This is a genomic window from Kitasatospora sp. NBC_01250 (assembly GCF_036226465.1).
In the GTDB taxonomy this organism is placed as follows: domain Bacteria; phylum Actinomycetota; class Actinomycetes; order Streptomycetales; family Streptomycetaceae; genus Kitasatospora.
Genome location: NZ_CP108476.1, coordinates 8,777,988 through 8,794,740, shown reverse-complemented (window position 1 = coordinate 8,794,740; position 16,753 = coordinate 8,777,988). Strand labels below are relative to the sequence as shown.

The window sequence follows — 16,753 nt, the reverse complement described above, 5'->3', positions numbered from 1 at the left end:
GGGGCGCCACCCCCGCCGATCGGCGGGGGCAAGGGGAGGTCATGCACGCGGAAAGCGGAGGGCAGGCCGAGGGCGTGCCGTGCTCTGCGCAGAGCGGTGCATCCGCTCAGGCCGGGGCGCCCGTCGGGTTCAGGTCGGTGGCGCAGTGCCAGCAGCGGGTGGCGCCTTCCGGCAGGTCCTCGCAGAGGCACGCCGGGCAGGTCTTCAGCGGCTGAGGGGCCCCGAAGACAGGGACGCCCCGGCGGGCCTGGACGTGCTTGTACGGGACGACGATGAGGAAGTAGACGACCGCCATGAAGATGACGAAGTAGACGAGCGCGGCGATGAAGGCGCCGAAGTCCACGTAGGTCGCGGTGTTGCCCGCTTGACCGAGCTGGACGCCGAGGCCGACCGACTTGCCGCCCTGCGCCCGGGTGATGATCGGGTTGATGACGCTGTCGGTGAACGCCTTGATGAGCGTGCTGAAGGCGAGCGCGATGATCAGTCCGACAGCCACGACGACGACGTCGCCGCGCATCAGGAAGTTCTTGAAGCCCTTCAGCATGTGTGCCTCCTCGGCGTACCCGTGGTGTCGTCAAGGCCAGCTGATGGGATGCCCGGGGCGGTCACAAGCCCTGTCACCCGGACGGGTGACGGGCGGGCCCCCGGGCCCCGGACCTCGGGGACACCCCGCCACCCCCGCCGTCCCCGCCGCGGCAGCCGGGGTGTCACTGCCCGCCGGGGAGCGGGCCGGGGCGGTTGCGAGCAGCAGCACGGTGAGGAGGAGCAGCATGGTGACGCCGCCGAGTTCCAGCAGGAGCGCCCGCCGCAGGGCGAGCGGCCGGGTGGTGAGCCGGCGGCGGGCGAGGGCGGCGATCGCGAGGACGAGGGCCAGCACGGCGGCCTTGGCGATGAGCAGCCGGCCGTAGGAGGTGCCGGTCAGTGCGGCCGGACCGCTCACCTCGCGGAACGCCTGGTAGAGGCCGGTGGCGGCGAGCAGGCCCACCGAGCCCAGGGCCAGCCGGGAGAACCGGCCCGCGACCGCCGTCAGCTCCACCCCGCGCGCGCCCAGCACGGCCAGCGTGAACAGCCCGCCCGCCCAGACCGCCATCGCCGCCACGTGCACGGTGGTGACCGCCAGGGCCAGCGGCACCAGCGAGCCGCCGGCCGCGTGGCTGGTCTGCGCCCAGGTGAGCGCGAGCAGCAGGGTGAGGACGGCCGCGCCCGCCGTGGCGGCCGCACCGCCGCGCAGGAGGGGCCCGCCCAGCGCCGCGACGAGCGCGAGCAGCAGGATCCGTGCCACCAGCGTCCGGCCCTCGTGGCTGGAGAGAGTCGCGGAGAGCAGCTCCCGGTCCGCGAGGCGGTCGAGCGACTCGCCCTGGGTGGCGGGCCCGTACACGAAGAGCTGGAGCACCGTCCCGGCGAGCAGCACGGCCCACCCGGCGGACGCGGGCCAGCTCAACTCCCGCGCCCGCGCCGGGGCGTCGGCCGGCAGGCAGCGCAGCCGGACCGCCGCACAGCCGACCATGGCGGCCAGGCCCGCGAAACCGAGCCAGACCGCCAGGTCCTGCACCGCGTCGGTGAGCCGGTCCTCGCCGCCCCCGCCGAGCGCGGCGTCGCGGCTGGGCGCGCCGACCGAGAAGACCACCGCGCCGGCGGTGGTGTGCCCGTCGTCCACCGCGCTGACCCGCCAGTCGACCACGTAGCTGCCCTGCGGCCCGCCCGGGGCCAGCGGCACGGTGAGCGTGGTCCCGGTGGCCCGCACCGGACCGCTGTCGGCCCGCCGCCCGTCCGGGGCGATCACCCGGATCGAGCTCAGGCGCAGCGTGACCTCTTCGCTGAACTCCAGTTCCACCTGGTGTGGTTCGCCGCTGAGCACCGCGCCGTCCGAGGGCGTGGCCGCCACCAGCGCGGCGTGCGCGGCGGCCGGCCCGGCGACCCCGAGCAGCACCGCGACGGCGAGCAGGCCCGCCAGCAGCAGGCGGCGCACCCAGGCCATGGGGGTCAGTGGCATGAGCCGGCAGCCCGTCGCGCGGTCACGAGCCGGTCGACACCCGTGCGGTAGGCGGTGAGCGAGGCGGCGTCCGGCACGAAGCGCCAACTGCCCAGGGTGTACACCACGGTGTTGCTCCCGCGCTGCGACCCTTGGTGCCAGTCCACCCGCACCGTGTCCTGGTCCACCTTGTCGCTCTGGTCGATCACGTACGGCACCCCGAGCGCGGGGCGGCACTCGGTGTTCAGCTCCACGAAGTCGGCCTGGGTGATGGCCTGCTGGCCGGAGCTGTCCCAGAGCGACCAGGCCTGCGCCCAGCCGCCCCCGGCGAGCAGCCCGAACTCCTGCCTGGCCACCGACTCCGCCTGGAAGCTCTGCGGCACCGGCGGCGTCCCGGCCCGGGCCGGGCGCGCCGGTCCCGAGGAGCACCCACCGACGGCGGCCACGGCCAGCCCCACCCCCAACAGTCGTGCGCACCAACGGCGTCCCACCATCGGCTGCCTCCTCGCTGATCGCAGGTCGGGGCCGGGTCCGGGGCGGGCGGACGCCCCGCCCCGGACCCGGCCCGTCGAACCGGACCGGTGTCAGTTGGTCAGCCGGTTGGTGCCGTAGTGCTGGATCAGCGCCTGGTTGGCGCTGAGGTCGAGGTCGGCGGTGAACTTCAGCGAGTCCCGGATCTGCGTCAGGGAGATCGCCGAGCTCGGGACGCCGCCGAGGCTGTAGGTGAACGACTGGCCCGGCGAGACCTGACGCTGCGTCAGGGGTACGTCGTGGAAGTCGATCCGGGCGATGTAGAAGGACGTCCCGTCACCGCGCGGCACCTCCAGGTAGTCCTGCTGGGGGTGCCCGTACTGCTGGGTCGCGGTGTAGCCGTGGTTGTCCGAGCCGGACGGCGCACGGAAGACCAGCACCGCGCAGTCGGTGGACAGCACCTCGTTGCTGGTGTTGGTGAAGACGAAGTTCCAGTTGCCGTAGTACTCGTTGCCGCTGAAGTCGACGGACTCCGACAGGCCCACGTTGCTGGTGAACTGGGTGGTCAGCGGCTCGCCGAGCACCGGGTTGGCGCCGCTCAGCGGGTAGTTGACGCCGTTGGCGCAGCGCTCCAGCGGGGCGCTGTACTGGGAGGGCTGGCCGGTGGGGACGGCCTGGGTGAAGGTGGCCGGGCCCGCGCTCACCGCGGTCGTGGTGTTGGCGTCGGCGCTGGCGGGGCTGCCGCCGGCGAACGCGGCGATACCGGTGAGCAGGAGGACGGTGCCGAGCGCGGCTCCCAACCCCTTCTTCGCGGACTGTCTGTGCATGGTGGATCGATCCCTTCGGTCGCGAAACGAGGGCGAACGACGACCCACGGCGTGGTGCCATGCACCGAGGGGCGCACCGGGGCCGCGGCACGACGGCCGTGACCCGGAACGACCTTGCTGCGCACCGGCTCGGAGCAGTGGGGGAACGCGGAGACGGCACGCCTTGGGACAGCCCGCCGGGGGCTCGCCTGTACGGTGGCACTCACCCGTTGCGCCCGTCAAGGGTCTGGACCATTGAGGTCCAGACCATTGGGTCTAGACCTCTCCAGTGAGACGGGCGACTCGCCCAGGGAGACCGGATTCCGGACAACTTCCGCAGAGATTCCATACGTCGACCTGAAGGTCGGCGCCTCAATCGAACGTTCACTCACGACCTGCGCCGGCGTCCTCACCATCGGCCGGCCCGCGCGCATGACGGCGGGCCGGCCGGGCCGCTCGGGCCGCTCGGGCCGGCGAGGCGGTCAGGACGGCCGGTGCGGCCCCGTCCGGGTGAGGGCCGGCAGCGGGATCCGGCTGACCACCGACCCGATCAGGGTGCCGATCGCCACCCCGAAGACGGCGGAGGCGGCCGTGACCAGGGAGTGGGTGGCGTTGCCCACCTCGATCTGGGCGCTGTGCAGCAGACCGAAGGAACCGGGGACCACGATCCAGAAGGCGGGCAGGTAGGCCACCCGCCAGGCCGGGCCGCCCGGCAGCCAGTGCGCGACGGTGGCCGCCGCCGCGGCGGTGACCGCACCGGCCAGTCCCCCGACGGCCGGGCCGTCCGAGCTGCCGACGGCGATCTGCACGGTGGCGGTCACCGCGACCACGGCGACGATCCAGGCGATGGCACGCGGCGGCACGTGCACGTTGATCACGATTCCCAGCACGGCCAGGGCGACCCCGAGGGAGACGACCCACCAGCGCGCCGCCGGGACCGGGACGTCGGCGAGAACGGAGGTCGGCGTGCCGGTCGCCGCGGTGGCCGCCACCACCCCGGTCAGGAAGAGGGCGAGCTGCACCGTCCCGGAGACCAGCCTGGCCGCTCCGGCACTGGCGGCACCGGCGGCTATCTCCGAGAGCCCGGTCACCAGGAGGCTCCCGGGCAGCAGGATCGCCAGCGTCGCCACGATCGTGCGCAGCGGACCGTCGAGCAACGAGGCCCGGGCGGCCAGCAGCACCAGCAGCGCCACCAGGAAGCCGGCCGTGACCGGCAGCAGCGGTCGCAGCAGCGGCGCTCGGCGCGCCAGCATGGACAGCCCCGCCACGACGAGCGACCCGAACGCGGCAGCCACCACGTTCGCCGCCACCGGCTGCAGGTAGAGGCAGATCCCCACCCCGACCGGCAGCACTCCCAGGTCCGCGACCCAGGCCGGCCACCGGGCGGGCGTCCGGCGGATCCCGTCCAGGGCGGTCAGCGCCCCGGGGCCGTCGAGCGCGCCGGCCCGCACGCGCTGCACCACGTCGAGCACCTCCGCCGTCTGCTCGAACCGCAGCGCCGCGCCGACCGGCTCGAACGCCGTCCCCTCGTCCGGGTCCATCGCGATGAAGAGCCCGGTCGTGAGAGCGGCGACCCTCACCTGCGGAGCTCCCAGCGCCCGCCCCAGGGCGGAGAGTTCCTCCTCGACGTCGTGCACGGGCACGCCGCCGCTGAGCAGCGCCGCGCCCAGGTCGAGCAATAGGCGCCGACGCGGATCGGCGGGAGGCGAGGAGCCGGCGGCGAAGGCGGGCAAGCCGGCGGCGAGGGCGGGCGAGCCGGCGGGAGGGTGGGGATGCGGTGGTGCGCTGAGCATGGCGCATATCGTCCCATTCGTGGAGTCCGGGCCGCGAGGCGGTCCCCCCCCCCCGTTACCTTCCCGCGCACGGTCGGCAGCGGGGCCGGCGCTCCCTCGGGGAGAGGGCGTGAAGAGTGTGGATACCAGCGGTGTTGTCCGATTGGAGCTGGTCCAGTCCTCTTGACGTCGCCCAGGGCAGGCGGTTTGGTATGTACCAACTCAGGCTCTGTCTGCGTTTCTCCTCCCCCCACCCCACCCCCACAGCGCCCGACGGGCGTTCCCGAAAGGGGTCCACTGCCATGCGTGTGGCAAGAATCGCCGGTTCCGTCTGCGCCCTCGCGCTGGCGGCCACCGGCTCGGTGGTCGCGCTGGCCCCCGCCAGCAGCGCGGCCGGCGCCACCAGCGTCTACTCCGTAGCGCCCTACGTCGACATGTCGAACAGTCAGGAAGGCCTGCTCGACACCGCCATCACGGCGCACGGCCTCAAGGCCTACACCGCGGCCTTCGTGCTGGGCACCGGCTGCAACCAGGTCTGGGGAGACACCCTCCCGATCGGCGCCGACTCCTTCACCGACCCGCTGATCGCCAAGGCGAAGTCCGAGGGCGCCTCGCTGATCGTCTCCTCCGGCGGCGCCTCCGGGGAACCGCTCGCCTGGACCTGCACCACCCAGAGCAGCATCGACGCCGGCTACCAGGCCATCATCAACGACTACGGCGTCACCCAGCTCGACTTCGACATCGAAGGCGCCGCCATCGCGGACACCGCCTCGGTGGCCCGCCAGATGCAGGCGATGAAGGACCTCAAGGCGGCCAACCCCGCCCTGCAGTTCTCGATGACGCTCCCGGTGCTGGCGAACGGCCTGACCGCGGACGGTGTCAACATCGTCCAGGCCGCCAAGAACGCGGGCATCAAGATCGACGTGGTCAACATCATGACCATGGACTACTACACCGGCAGCGGCACCGAGATGGGCCAGGGCTCGGTGGCCGCCGCCCAGGCCACGCTCGCCCAGATGCAGTCGGTCGACCCGAGCTACACCTACGCCAACCTCGGGATCACCCCGATGATCGGCAAGAACGACGACGGCTCCACCTTCACCCTGGCGGACGCCCAGACGGTGGAGAGCTTCGCCGCGCAGCACGGCGTCGGCCGTCTCGCGTTCTGGTCGATCGACCGCGACCAGCCCTGCAGCGGCACCGCCAACTCCCTGTCCACCTGCAGTGAGATCGGCCAGAGCAACCTGGCGTTCACCGACGCGTTCGTCCCGTACGAGGGCAGCGGCGGCGGGGGCGGCGGGACGACGAGCAGCGACTTCTCGCTCGCCGTCGCCCCGGGCTCGGCCTCGGTGGCCCAGGGCGGCTCCACCACGGCGACCGTGTCCACCGCGGTCACCGCCGGCAGCGCCGAGCCGGTCACCCTCTCCGCCTCCGGCGCGCCCTCGGGCGTGAGCCTCGCCTTCAGCCCGGCCTCGGTCAGCTCCGGCGCCGGCTCGACGCTGACGGCCACCGTCGCCTCCTCGGTGGCCGCCGGCTCCTACCCGATCACCGTCACCGGCACCGCGAGCACCGGAAGCCACAGCGCGACCTTCACCCTCACGGTCACCGGCAGCGGTGGCGGGGGCGGGGGCGGCGGCGCGCTGGCCAACGCCGGCTTCGAGACGGGCGCTCTGGGCCCGTGGACGGGTGGCGGCACCGTGGTCTCCAGCCCGGTCCACTCCGGCAGCTACGCGCTCCAGGTGACCCCCACCGCCGGCAGCACCGGCGAGACCGACCAGACGGTCACCCTCGCGCCCAACCACAGCTACACGCTGACGGCCTGGGTCCAGGGCCCGTACGCCTACGTGGGCGTCTCGGGCGGCGCGACGGCCAGCGCCTGGTCCAACGGATCGACGTGGAACCAGGTGACGGTCCCCTTCACCACCGGAAGCAGCGGCACGGTCACGGTCTACGTGCACGGCTGGTACGGCCAGGGCGCGGTGGACGCCGACGACTTCAGCCTGAGCTGACCCGCCCGCTGCCCGGCCGGCCGCCCCGGACGGGGCCGGCCGACCGGGGCCGGCCGACCGGGCGGCGGAGAGTCGACGGGACGTCAGCGGCCCTGGAGCGACTTGACGTTGTCGCCGAAGGTCCAGCCGAGTGAGCCGTCCCAGTTGAGCGACCACGTCATGAGCCCCTTCAGCGAACCGCCGAAGGCGTTCCACGACTGGCCGACCAGGCTCGGCGCCATGTAGCCGCCACCCGCGCCGGGTTGGGCCGGCAGGCCGGGCACCTGCTCGTCGTAGGGCACCTTGATGGTGGTGCCCTGAATGGTCAGGCCGTTGTTCAGGCAGGTGGTCTGCGCGGTGAAGCCCTGCACGGTGCCGGCCTCGTAGGAATCGCCGGAGCAGCCGTACATGCTGCCGTTGTAGTACTGCATGTTCAGCCACCACAGGTGCCCGTTGTCGGCGTACTTCTTGACGATCGGCAGGTAGGCGCCCCAGATCGACCCGTAGGTGACGCTGCCGCCGGTGACGTAGGCGGTTTCGGGGGCCATCGTCAGGCCGAAGCCCGCGGGCATCTGGGACAGCACGCCGTCGATGATCCGCTCCAGGTTGGCCTGCGAGGCGGAGAGCGTGTTGATGTCGCCGCTGCCGGCGAGGCCGGTCTCGATGTCGATGTCGATCCCGTCGAAGTTGTACTCCTTGAGGATCGGGACGACGGTCGCCACGAACCGGTCGGCGACGGTGCTGGAGCTCAGGTCGATGCCCGCGGAGGCTCCGCCGATCGACATCAGGATCGTCGCCCCGGCCGCCTTCGCCTGGCACATCTCGGCGGGGGTCGGGACCTTGACGTTGGTGTCCATGCCGTCCTGCCACTCGACGGTGCCGTCGGAGAGGATCACCGGGAAGGCGGCGTTGATGACGTTGTAGCCGTTCACGGCGATCCGGCTGTCCGTGATGGGGATCCAGCCCATGCCGGGGTGGACGCCGTTCGCGGCGCCGTCCCAGTTCTCCCAGTAGCCCTGCAGGACCTTGCCCGACGGCTTGGGCTTCGTGGGGCAGGTGCCACCGGTGGGAGGCGTCGTCGTCGGCGGCGCGGTGGTGGGCGGCGGCGTGGTGGGCGGCGCGGTCGTCGGCGGCGGCGGCGTGGTGGGGGGTGGCGGCGTGGTCGGCGGCACGGTCGTCGGGGGCGCCGTGGTGGGCGTGGGGCTGCTGCCGCCGGGGCCGGTGAGCGACACGTCGTCCGCGTAGTACGCGGGCTGCCCGTACCAGCCGTGCAGGTAGACGGTCACCGAGGTGGTGCTCGGACCCGTGGTGAAGGCGACGCTCAGCTGACTGTACGAGGGGCTGTTCGGCGTCCAGGTGGACGGCGCGCTGGTGATGCCGCTGCCGGTGGCACCCAGGTAGACGTAGCTGCCCTGGACGTAGGCGCTCAGCGTGTAGGGGGAGTTGGGCTGCACGCTGACGGTCTGGGAGCACTGGGCGGTGTCCTGGCCGGTCGGCGCGGCCTGGAGCGCGGCGGCACCCGAGTGGACCGGACTGCTGACGATCGTGGCGGACCCGCTGGAGCACGTCCAGCCCGAGAGTCCGCTCTCGAATCCGGGGTTGGTCACCAGGTTGGCCGTGGTGGCGGCCCCGGCCGTGACGGAGCCGGACGCGACGACGCCCGCACCGATGAGGGCGGCGGCGCTCACCGCGGCGAGGGAGCGCCGCCGGACGGCCGGTCCCTGCTCGGCGCGGCTGATCCGGTTCACCTGCGCCGCGCGCCCCAGGGCCGCCTGCCGGGGGCGGACATCGCCCGACGGACGTGGCGCGGTCGGCGCGGGCGACGTGGGTGGCATGGGTGGCGTGGGCGGCGTGGTTGGCGCAGGTGCAGCGGTTGGAGCGGTCGGCGCGGGTGGCTTCCGACGGAACATGCTGGGCTCCCTTCCCGCCGAGCGCCATGGACAGGACCGACGCGTGGGGGCGTGACGCCCGGCTCTGGGTGAGGTGGGGACATGTGGGGCTGTGCCGGACCGGATCGTAGGAGCGACGGCAGAGCCCGTCAATAGGTCTGGACCACTGCGAGGGGTGCGCCCCCGTCGGGCAAGGGTGATCACCCCCGGTCGCCGACGCGCCGCGCCACGCCGAGCAGTCCGCTCCGGGGCGCCTGGACCCGGGTCGGTCGCGGCGTTGGCGCAGCGGCGGGCCGGGTGCGCGGGCGGGGCGCCGCGGACAGTCGCCCAACAGCTGGGACGCCCAGCCGGATCCCGGACCGGCCCCCTGATCACGGGCCGGTCCGGGGGGCCTCCTACTATCAGTTCGCATTCTTCGACGGACACTGATGCCCGCTTGGTCGTGTGCCGCCGTCCAACGCCCGACACGACACAGCGGCTCCACCGATGACGATGGGGTCGTGCATCCAGGAGGAACGTTCATGCACGCCCGGAAGATCGGCACGGCAGCCGCAGCAGCGGTGGCGGTTCTGGCAGCCCGCGACCTCATCCAGAAGAGGCACGCACTGCTCCGGAACTTCCCGGTGATCGGGCACGCCCGGTACCTGTTGGAGACGATCGGGCCGGAGCTGCGGCAGTACATCGTGACCTCCAACGAGGAGGAGCGCCCGTTCAGTCGTGACCAGCGCAGCTGGATCTACGCGTCGGCGAAGGAGGAGAACAACTACTCCGGGTTCGGCACCGAGGTCGACGTCGAGCACGTGCAGGGGCACGCCTACCTGAAGCAGCGCACGTTCGCCGGCACGCTGCCCGACGCGCACGACCCGCAGGCACCGCTGCCCTCGGCCAAGGTGCTGGGCGGACCGCGCGGGCGGGCCGAGGCGTTCCGGCCGGCGAGCGTGGTGAACGTCTCCGCGATGAGCTTCGGATCGCTCTCCGGCGCGGCCATCACCGCGCTCAACAAGGGTGCGGCGCTGGCCGGCACGATGCACAACACGGGCGAGGGCGGCCTCTCGCCGTACCACCGCAACGGCGGCGACCTCGTCCTGCAGATCGGTACGGCGTACTTCGGCTGCCGCAACGAGGACGGCACCTTCAACCTCGACAAGCTCAAGGACGTGGTCGCCGGCGCCCCGGTCAAGGCGATAGAGATCAAGCTCTCGCAGGGCGCCAAGCCGGGGCTGGGCGGGATGCTGCCGGGCGCGAAGGTGACCGAGGAGATCGCCGCCATCCGCGGCATCCCGGCCGGCAAGGACTGCGCCTCCCCGTCGCGGCACACCGCGTTCAGCGACGTCGACTCGATGCTCGACTTCGTCGAGCTGCTCGCCGCCGAGACCGGGGTGCCGGTCGGGGTCAAGAGCGCGGTGGGAGACCTGGGCTTCTGGCAGGAGCTGGCCACGCTGATGGCGCGCGGCGACCGTGGCGTCGACTTCGTGACGATCGACGGCGGCGAGGGCGGCACCGGGGCGGCACCGCGGATGTTCGCCGACTCGGTGTCGCTGCCGTTCCGGATGGGCTTCTCCCGGGTCTACGGCACCTTCGCCGAGCTGGGGCTGACCGACGACCTGACCTTCATCGGCTCCGGCAAGCTCGGCCTGCCGGAGAACGCCGCGGTCGCGTTCGCGCTGGGCGTCGACATGATCAACGTCGCCCGTGAGGCGATGCTGTCGATCGGCTGCATCCAGGCGCAGAAGTGCCACACCGACAAGTGCCCCACCGGCATCGCCACCCAGAACCCCTGGCTGGCCCGCGGCCTCGACCCGGCCTCGAAGGCCACCCGGGCCGCCGTCTACCTGCGCACCCTGCGCAAGGAACTGCTCAAGGTCTCCTCCGCCCTCGGCGTCGCCCACCCGGGACTCATCACGCCCGACGACATCGAGATCATGAACGGCGACTACGAGGCCCGCACCCTGGCCGGCGTCTACGGCTACAAGGAGGGCTGGGGCGAGCTCGGCCCGCACCTCGCCGACGAGATCACGGGACTCCTCTCCCCGAAGCCGGCCACCGGCTGGGCGCCGGCCGTCTGACGCGCCGACGGCGACGAGCCCCAGTGCTGCCCTGCGCTGCCCTGTGCTCCCGCGGGAGCACAGGGCAGCACTGGCGGTCGCGCCGATCGACCGGCTCGGGTGGCCCCGCCTGCGGTGGCCTGCTCCCGGGGGCGCGGCAGGCGATTCCCCGTGCCCGCGCGGGCCGCTGCCCGTCAGTCCTCGATCGCCTCGGACAGGGCGTCGGTGATCAAGCGGGTGGCGAAGTCCCGGTCGTCGCCGGCGATCCGGTTGATGTGCTCCGCGAGCAGGACGGTGGTGGCCTCCAGGGGGTTCATCTCGGCCTCGGTCCAGGCTCCGTACTGCGCGCGCCACAGGTTGGGGCTCAGGCCGGTGCCGGCGGCGACGAGCAGGCCGACCATGGTGGGGATGACCTCGGGGCGGAACGTCCTGGGCATCATGCGCATCGTGGCCACCAGGGTGGGCACCACGTGCTCGACGATGTCCTGCTCGTGCTCCTCGCAGGCTCTGCGCAGCCAGCTCATGTACATGAAGATCAGCGTGCAGGCACCGTCGAGCAGGTCGTCGAACCCCGCCGGCCCCATGGACGCCGCGAACTGATCGATCATCCGCCGGTGTTCGGGGTCCGTTTCGGTCCGGCCCTCGTAGACGGCCTTGAGCCGGGAATCGATCACCATGAGCGCCGCGGCCACATCGCCGACAGGAGCGAACTCGGGGTCACAGGACGATGGCGAAGACACAGGACTCCTCCTCACGCGGCCACATTCGGTAGCGCGGCCTGTTCGTAGCGTAAGGCGCGGGGCGCCGGAGATCCGGCGAATCCCGAAGACGGCCCGTGCACCAACCACGCCCCCCGACCACGGCGCGGGAGGTCGGAGGACCAGGCCGCCACCCGGCGGCCCCCGCCACCGGACGGAAGCCAAGGGGTGGTCCCACAGCCCCCGTTGCGCCCCACACGCCCCCCGAGTGGCGAGTGGGGCTCGCTCGCGACGGGTGGCGCCTATCCGTCGAGGTAGTGGCGGTCCGCACCGGCGGAGGTGATGAAGAGCCGGCCCTCGCGGACCTGCCACTCGCTCGTCCCGTCGACTTCGTGGCCGACGAGGAACAGACCCCGGACCAGGTCCCCGTCGTCGTCGGACGCCGGGATCCGGGCGATCTCTCGGATCTGCTCCGCGAACCAGTCCAGGGCCGACGCGCGGATGTCGGCGCCGTAGAAGATGAAGCGGGTCCAGTTGATCTGCCGCCGCGGGGTGCTCCATCCGTCGGAGTAGTGATCGTCCGCGTGGGACGCCAGGACCTGCTCGACGGCGACGAGTTGCTTCTCGTCGCACTCCAGCCATCCTCTGACCGACACGTAGACGCCCATCGACCTGCCCCTTTCCGTCGTCGCCGGTCCTGCTGCGACAGCCTATGGGGCCACCCGGGAGGCGGGCGGCCCGAGGGTGCGCCGCGGCCCGGGCGATGGCGGCCGGGCGGCCGATGGCCGGCGGGCAGGGCTGTCGAAGGGTCAGGTGAGCGCTTCCTTAGGGAACTCTGTGGAAGTCCGTGATGTGGCATTTGCGCGTTTCGGGCTACCTAGGATCGGGCCAGGAGTCCCGGTGATCGTCCGAGCCCGGGCAGCTCGTACCTCTTTCCCGTCGACAGGTGGCGCCGCTGCGGTGCCCCGTCGCCGGGCGACCCATCCGGCAAGGAGAACCGTTTTGTCGCACGCTCAGACGCCACCCAGCAAGCCCTCCCACCGGCGCTCCGCACTCAAGCGCCGCCTGCGGGTGGCCGCAGCGGGCTCCGGCGCGGCTGCCGTGATCGCCGGCAGCGTCATCGCGCTCAACGCCAACGCGGCGGTCACCGCCGGGAGTTCCCCGCACCGTGTCGCCCTCGGCACCGAGCAGTACCGCCAGGCCTGCCCGCCCGCCTCGCCCGGCCGCTACTCCTGCAACGCGCTGGTGCGCACCGACATCAAGCCGCACCTGGCCCGCGCCGGTGCCTCCCGGGCCGCCGGCAGCGTCGGCGGGTACGGACCGGCGGACCTGCAGTCCGCCTACAACCTGGCCTCGGCCGCCGCCTCCGGTGGCAAGGGGCAGACGGTGGCCATCGTCGACGCCTACGACGACCCCACCGCCGAGAGCGATCTCGGCGTCTACCGCAGTCAGTTCGACCTGCCCGCCTGCACCGCGGCGGACGGCTGTTTCACCAAGGTCGGCCAGGACGGCAGCGCCGGCGGACTGCCGCAGCCGGCGCCGGCCAACGACGACTGGACCGGCGAGGAGTCCCTCGACGTCGACATGGTCTCGGCCGTCTGCCCCAACTGCCACATCCTGCTGGTGGAAGCGAACTCCGAGAGCGGCAACGACCTGGGCACCGCGGTGAACACGGCCGTCCAGCTGGGCGCGAAGTTCGTCTCCAACAGCTACGGCGGCCCCGAGACGCCCGACGAGACCAGCGAGGACGCGCAGTTCTACCACCACCCCGGCGTGGCGATCACCGCGTCCTCGGGTGACTCCGGCTTCGGTGTCGAGTACCCCGCCGCCTCCCCGTACGTCACGGCCGTCGGCGGGACCGCGCTGACGAAGGCGGACAACGCGCGCGGCTGGACCGAGGCGGCCTGGGCGACCTCGGCCAACGAGGGGGCCGGCTCCGGCTGTTCCGGCTTCGAGAGCAAGCCCGCGTGGCAGCAGGACCAGGGCTGCACCAAGCGCACCGTCGCCGACGTGTCCGCCGTCGCCGACCCGGCCACCGGCGTCGCCAGCTACGACACCTCCAACGGCAACGGCGGCTGGAACGTCATAGGCGGCACCTCGGCCGCCGCCCCGGTCATCGCCGCGACCTACGCCCTGGCGGGCGCCCCGGCCGACGGCACCAGCCCGGCCGCTTATCCGTACGCGCACACCGACGCGCTCAACGACGTCACCTCCGGCGCCACCACGACCTGCACGCCGAACTACCTGTGCACCGCCGGCTCGGGCTACGACGGGCCGACCGGGCTCGGCACGCCCAACGGGACCGGCGCCTTCGCAGCTGCCGCCGGAGGAGGCGGAACGGGCGGCGGCGGGACGGGTAACGGTGGGACGGGTAGCGGTGGCACGGGCAGCGGCGGCACGGGCGCAGGAACCGGTGGCGGCACCGGCGACGGCGGGACTGACGGCGGGACGGGCGACGGCGGTACCACCGGCGGGGCGTACTAGCTCTTCTGACCGGCCGACCGGGCACCGGCCATCGCGAGCCCCGGCCGCATCGTAGGACCAACTGCACGGAGGGCGTCCGATATCGGGCGCCCTCCGTGCAGTGGCCCGGTCGGGTCGTGCCGGCCGGTGGGCAGCAGGGCGTCGCGGATCTCCGCGCGTGCGCACCGGGCGCCGGCACGCGGGCGAGAAGGGCTACGGCGTGGAGGGGTCGCGGTGGTGGGGCAGAAGGTCTGGTTGAGCAGGGACATCACGGTGGGGACGAGGGCCGCGGACTTCGCCGGGTCGTAGGGGGTCACCTAGATCGCGACCTGGCGGGTGCCGGCGCGGTTGCCGAAGACGTAGGTGGTGTAGCCGTCGATGCCGCCCGGGTGGCCCCAGACGTCGCCGCAGGACAGGGTGGTGCGCATCAGGCCGAGGCCGTACTGGGAGGGCGGGTCGGCGTCGGCGGGGACGGTGCTGGTCATCTCGGCGAGCTGGGCCGGGGCCAGCAGGCGGCCGCCGAGCAGGGCGGCGTTGAACCGCGCCAGGTCGTCGGTGGTGGAGATCGTCTCGCCCGCCGAGCCGGCCACCGAGGGATTGCGGTCGGTGATGTCGGCCGGCCCGGTGGCCAGTGGCAGGTAGCCGTGGGCGTGCGGGCCCGGGATCGAGGTGGCGGTGCCCGGCAGGTAGGTGTGGTGCAGGGAGGTGTGGTGCAGGCCGAGCGGGCGCAGGTGGTTTGCGGCGAACGGGGAGCCGTGAACCCCTGGGGTGTCCCCAGGGGTTCACGACGGGCGGGACATCGACCTGATGCCGCTGCTGAAGGTGGCCACCAGGGCGGCGACGGCCACCAGGAGCGGGAAGGCGAGCAGGGCGGTGCGGCCCGCGACGTGGGCCAGCAGGACGCCGGCCAGGGCGGGGGCGAGCGCCGCGGTGGAGGTGGCGGCCAGCAGGAGCAGGCTCACCACGCGGCCCTGCAGGTGGTCCGGGGTCACCGCAGCCTGGTAGCCGAACAGGGCGGCGTTGGCGGTGGGGCCCAGAAAAACGGCGGCGGCCAGCGGGACCGCGGTCGCGATGCTGGTGGACAGCAGCACGCTCAGCGCCATCAGGGCGGCGGCCGACCAGCAGATCAGCGTGATCAGGGTCGGCAGGCGCATCCGGCGCTGCAGGGCCGGTGCGGCGGTGGCCCCGAGGAGGCCGCCCACGGCGACGACCATGCCGACCAGGCCGACCAGGGCCGGGGAGAGTCCGGAGCGCCGCAGCGAGATGGTCATCGCGAAGATCATGCCGGTGAAGGCCATGTTGAGCGGGGCGGCGATCACCAGCAGGGCGCGCAGGAAGGGGTTGCCGAGGACGAAGCGCAGCCCCTGGCGCCCCGCCCCGCCCGCGGCGCCCGGGGCCGGGGCGGAGCCCGGTGCGGCGGCCGGTGGGCGGGGCTGTTGCAGGGGCCGGCGGATGGCGGAGACCGCCACCAGGGACAGCAGGAAGGTGACGGCGTTGCCGAAGAACGGCAGTGCCCGGCCCAGGCCGAACAGCAGGCCGCCCAGCGGCGGCCCGGCCAGCGAAGTGCCGTACGCCCGCGCCTCGTTGCGGGCCACCGCGGTGATGATCTGGTCGGTGCGCACCAGGCTGCGCACCGCGGCGTGTTCGGCGGTGCTGAACAGGGCGGTCGCGGCGGCGCTGACGGCCACGACCGCGAGGATCACCGCGAGGTGGGCGTGGCGCGCCTGGATCGCGCAGGCCAGCAGCGTGAAGAGGACCAGCCGCACCGCGTCGCAGAGGATCATCAGCCGGCGCCGGTCGAAGCGGTCGACCAGGATGCCGGCCGGCAGCCGGCAGGCCATCGTGACGGCGAAGCCGACCGTGCCGACGAAGCCGGCCTGCTCCGGGGAGCCGGTCAGCTGGAACACCAGCAGCGGCAGGGCCAGGTCGGCCATGGCGCTGCCGGTGTCGGACAGGCACTGGCCGGTCCACAGCAGGTTGAAGGCGCGGTTGCGCCACAGGCCGGGCAGCCGCTCGGCCGGTGGCGCCTCATCGGTGGTGCCGACCGGTGCCCCACTCATGCCGGCTCCGTGGTGTTGATGACCAGCATCTTCGTCACCGAGCCGTCGTCGCCGACCACGTCGCGCAGGTGCCGGAAGCCCAGCCGCCGGCACATCGCAAGGCTCGCGGTGTTCTCCGCGCCCACCATTCCGTAGGCCTCCTTGAGTCCGAGATTGTCCGCCGCGTGGCGCAGCAGTCCGTGCACCACCTCGGTGCCCAGTCCGCGCCCCCAGTACTGCGGGGCGAGGGCGGCGACGAGTTCGTGGCCCTCGACGTTCCCCGTCTTCTTGACCTCCGCGTGGCCCGCGTAGGCGCCCTCCAGCCACAGGCCCCACACGTCGAAGAGTCTTCTGGGGTACACGTCGGTGAGGATCGAGCGGAAGACCATCCGGATCTCCGGTTCGGGCGCCCGCTCCTGGCCCATCCAGCGGCACACCTCCTCGTCGCGCAGCAGGGCGACGAACACGTCCTCGTCCTGCTCGCGGTAGGGCCGGAAGGCCAGGTGCTCGGTGCGCAGTTCGGGGGTCAGGATCGGGGTCGGGGTCGGGGTCGGGGTCATGATCGGCTCCTCGGAGGCGGCGTGGGAACAGGGGCGGGCGGGGCGCCGGA

General features: G+C 72.9%; 14 protein-coding genes and 1 pseudogene. 3 read left to right on the top strand and 12 right to left on the bottom strand.

All coding sequences use genetic code 11. The features are described from left to right. Positions 1 to 106: 106 nt before the first annotated feature. From OG500_RS37100 to OG500_RS37080, 5 genes are all read right to left on the bottom strand, one after another. Positions 107 to 544 carry a large conductance mechanosensitive channel protein MscL gene (locus OG500_RS37100; protein WP_327071284.1) on the bottom strand — a complete coding sequence of 146 codons (438 nt, stop codon included), beginning with the start codon at positions 542 to 544 and terminating at the stop codon, positions 107 to 109. Positions 545 to 574: 30 nt separating this feature from the next. Further along, positions 575 to 1,993 carry a copper resistance CopC/CopD family protein gene (locus OG500_RS37095; RefSeq protein WP_329587011.1) on the bottom strand — a complete coding sequence of 473 codons (1,419 nt, stop codon included), beginning with the start codon at positions 1,991 to 1,993 and terminating at the stop codon, positions 575 to 577. Continuing rightward, positions 1,984 to 2,466 carry a hypothetical protein gene (locus OG500_RS37090; protein ID WP_329587008.1) on the bottom strand — a complete coding sequence of 161 codons (483 nt, stop codon included), beginning with the start codon at positions 2,464 to 2,466 and terminating at the stop codon, positions 1,984 to 1,986. Before OG500_RS37090 ends, OG500_RS37095 begins: the two co-directional genes overlap by 10 nt. 90 nt (positions 2,467 to 2,556) lie before the next feature. Next, positions 2,557 to 3,270 carry a hypothetical protein gene (locus tag OG500_RS37085; protein WP_327071281.1) on the bottom strand — a complete coding sequence of 238 codons (714 nt, stop codon included), beginning with the start codon at positions 3,268 to 3,270 and terminating at the stop codon, positions 2,557 to 2,559. A gap of 461 nt (positions 3,271 to 3,731) precedes the next feature. After that, positions 3,732 to 5,042 carry a threonine/serine exporter family protein gene (locus OG500_RS37080; protein WP_329587006.1) on the bottom strand — a complete coding sequence of 437 codons (1,311 nt, stop codon included), beginning with the start codon at positions 5,040 to 5,042 and terminating at the stop codon, positions 3,732 to 3,734. 281 nt (positions 5,043 to 5,323) lie between these two features. On the opposite strand from OG500_RS37080, the gene OG500_RS37075 reads away from it, so the two are divergent. Beyond that, a complete protein-coding gene (locus OG500_RS37075) occupies positions 5,324 to 7,030 on the top strand; it encodes a carbohydrate binding domain-containing protein (RefSeq protein WP_327071279.1) in 1,707 nt (568 codons plus the stop codon). An 83-nt stretch (positions 7,031 to 7,113) separates the two neighbouring features. Here the strand turns inward: OG500_RS37075 and OG500_RS37070 are convergent, their stop codons facing one another. Together OG500_RS37070 and OG500_RS37065 are read right to left on the bottom strand one after the other, a co-directional pair. After that, positions 7,114 to 8,181, bottom strand: coding sequence for a chitinase (locus OG500_RS37070; RefSeq protein WP_442789392.1), 1,068 nt, complete (start codon positions 8,179 to 8,181; stop codon positions 7,114 to 7,116). A gap of 102 nt (positions 8,182 to 8,283) precedes the next feature. Beyond that, positions 8,284 to 8,844: pseudogene (locus OG500_RS37065) on the bottom strand (carbohydrate binding domain-containing protein); the annotation flags it as partial. A gap of 575 nt (positions 8,845 to 9,419) precedes the next feature. Between OG500_RS37065 and OG500_RS37060 the strand changes: the two are divergent. Beyond that, entirely contained in the window at positions 9,420 to 10,964 is a 1,545-nt protein-coding gene (locus tag OG500_RS37060; protein ID WP_329587002.1) for an FMN-binding glutamate synthase family protein, read from the top strand. Positions 10,965 to 11,137: 173 nt separating this feature from the next. Here OG500_RS37060 and OG500_RS37055 read toward each other — a convergent pair whose 3' ends face one another. Both OG500_RS37055 and OG500_RS37050 read right to left on the bottom strand, forming a co-directional pair. Next, on the bottom strand, positions 11,138 to 11,683 hold the full coding sequence (locus OG500_RS37055) for a hypothetical protein (protein WP_327071277.1): 546 nt from the start codon (positions 11,681 to 11,683) through the stop codon (positions 11,138 to 11,140). A gap of 260 nt (positions 11,684 to 11,943) precedes the next feature. Further along, positions 11,944 to 12,309, bottom strand: a complete 366-nt coding sequence (locus tag OG500_RS37050; RefSeq protein WP_329586999.1) for a hypothetical protein — start codon at positions 12,307 to 12,309, stop codon at positions 11,944 to 11,946. A 334-nt stretch (positions 12,310 to 12,643) separates the two neighbouring features. On the opposite strand from OG500_RS37050, the gene OG500_RS37045 reads away from it, so the two are divergent. Further along, complete coding sequence (locus OG500_RS37045) at positions 12,644 to 14,125, top strand: S53 family peptidase (RefSeq protein WP_329586997.1); 1,482 nt, start codon at positions 12,644 to 12,646, stop codon at positions 14,123 to 14,125. A 296-nt stretch (positions 14,126 to 14,421) separates the two neighbouring features. On the opposite strand, the gene OG500_RS37040 is transcribed toward OG500_RS37045, so the two are convergent. The 3 genes from OG500_RS37040 to OG500_RS37030 are packed head-to-tail and all read right to left on the bottom strand — an operon-like array spanning position 14,422 to position 16,703. After that, on the bottom strand, positions 14,422 to 14,835 hold the full coding sequence (locus tag OG500_RS37040) for a serine hydrolase domain-containing protein (RefSeq protein WP_329587935.1): 414 nt from the start codon (positions 14,833 to 14,835) through the stop codon (positions 14,422 to 14,424). A 51-nt stretch (positions 14,836 to 14,886) separates the two neighbouring features. Then, positions 14,887 to 16,164 (bottom strand): MFS transporter, encoded by a 1,278-nt coding sequence (locus OG500_RS37035; protein ID WP_329586994.1) that lies wholly within the window; start codon positions 16,162 to 16,164, stop codon positions 14,887 to 14,889. Then, positions 16,161 to 16,703 (bottom strand): GNAT family N-acetyltransferase, encoded by a 543-nt coding sequence (locus tag OG500_RS37030; RefSeq protein WP_329586991.1) that lies wholly within the window; start codon positions 16,701 to 16,703, stop codon positions 16,161 to 16,163. Before OG500_RS37030 ends, OG500_RS37035 begins: the two co-directional genes overlap by 4 nt. Between the last annotated feature and the right edge of the window lie 50 nt (positions 16,704 to 16,753).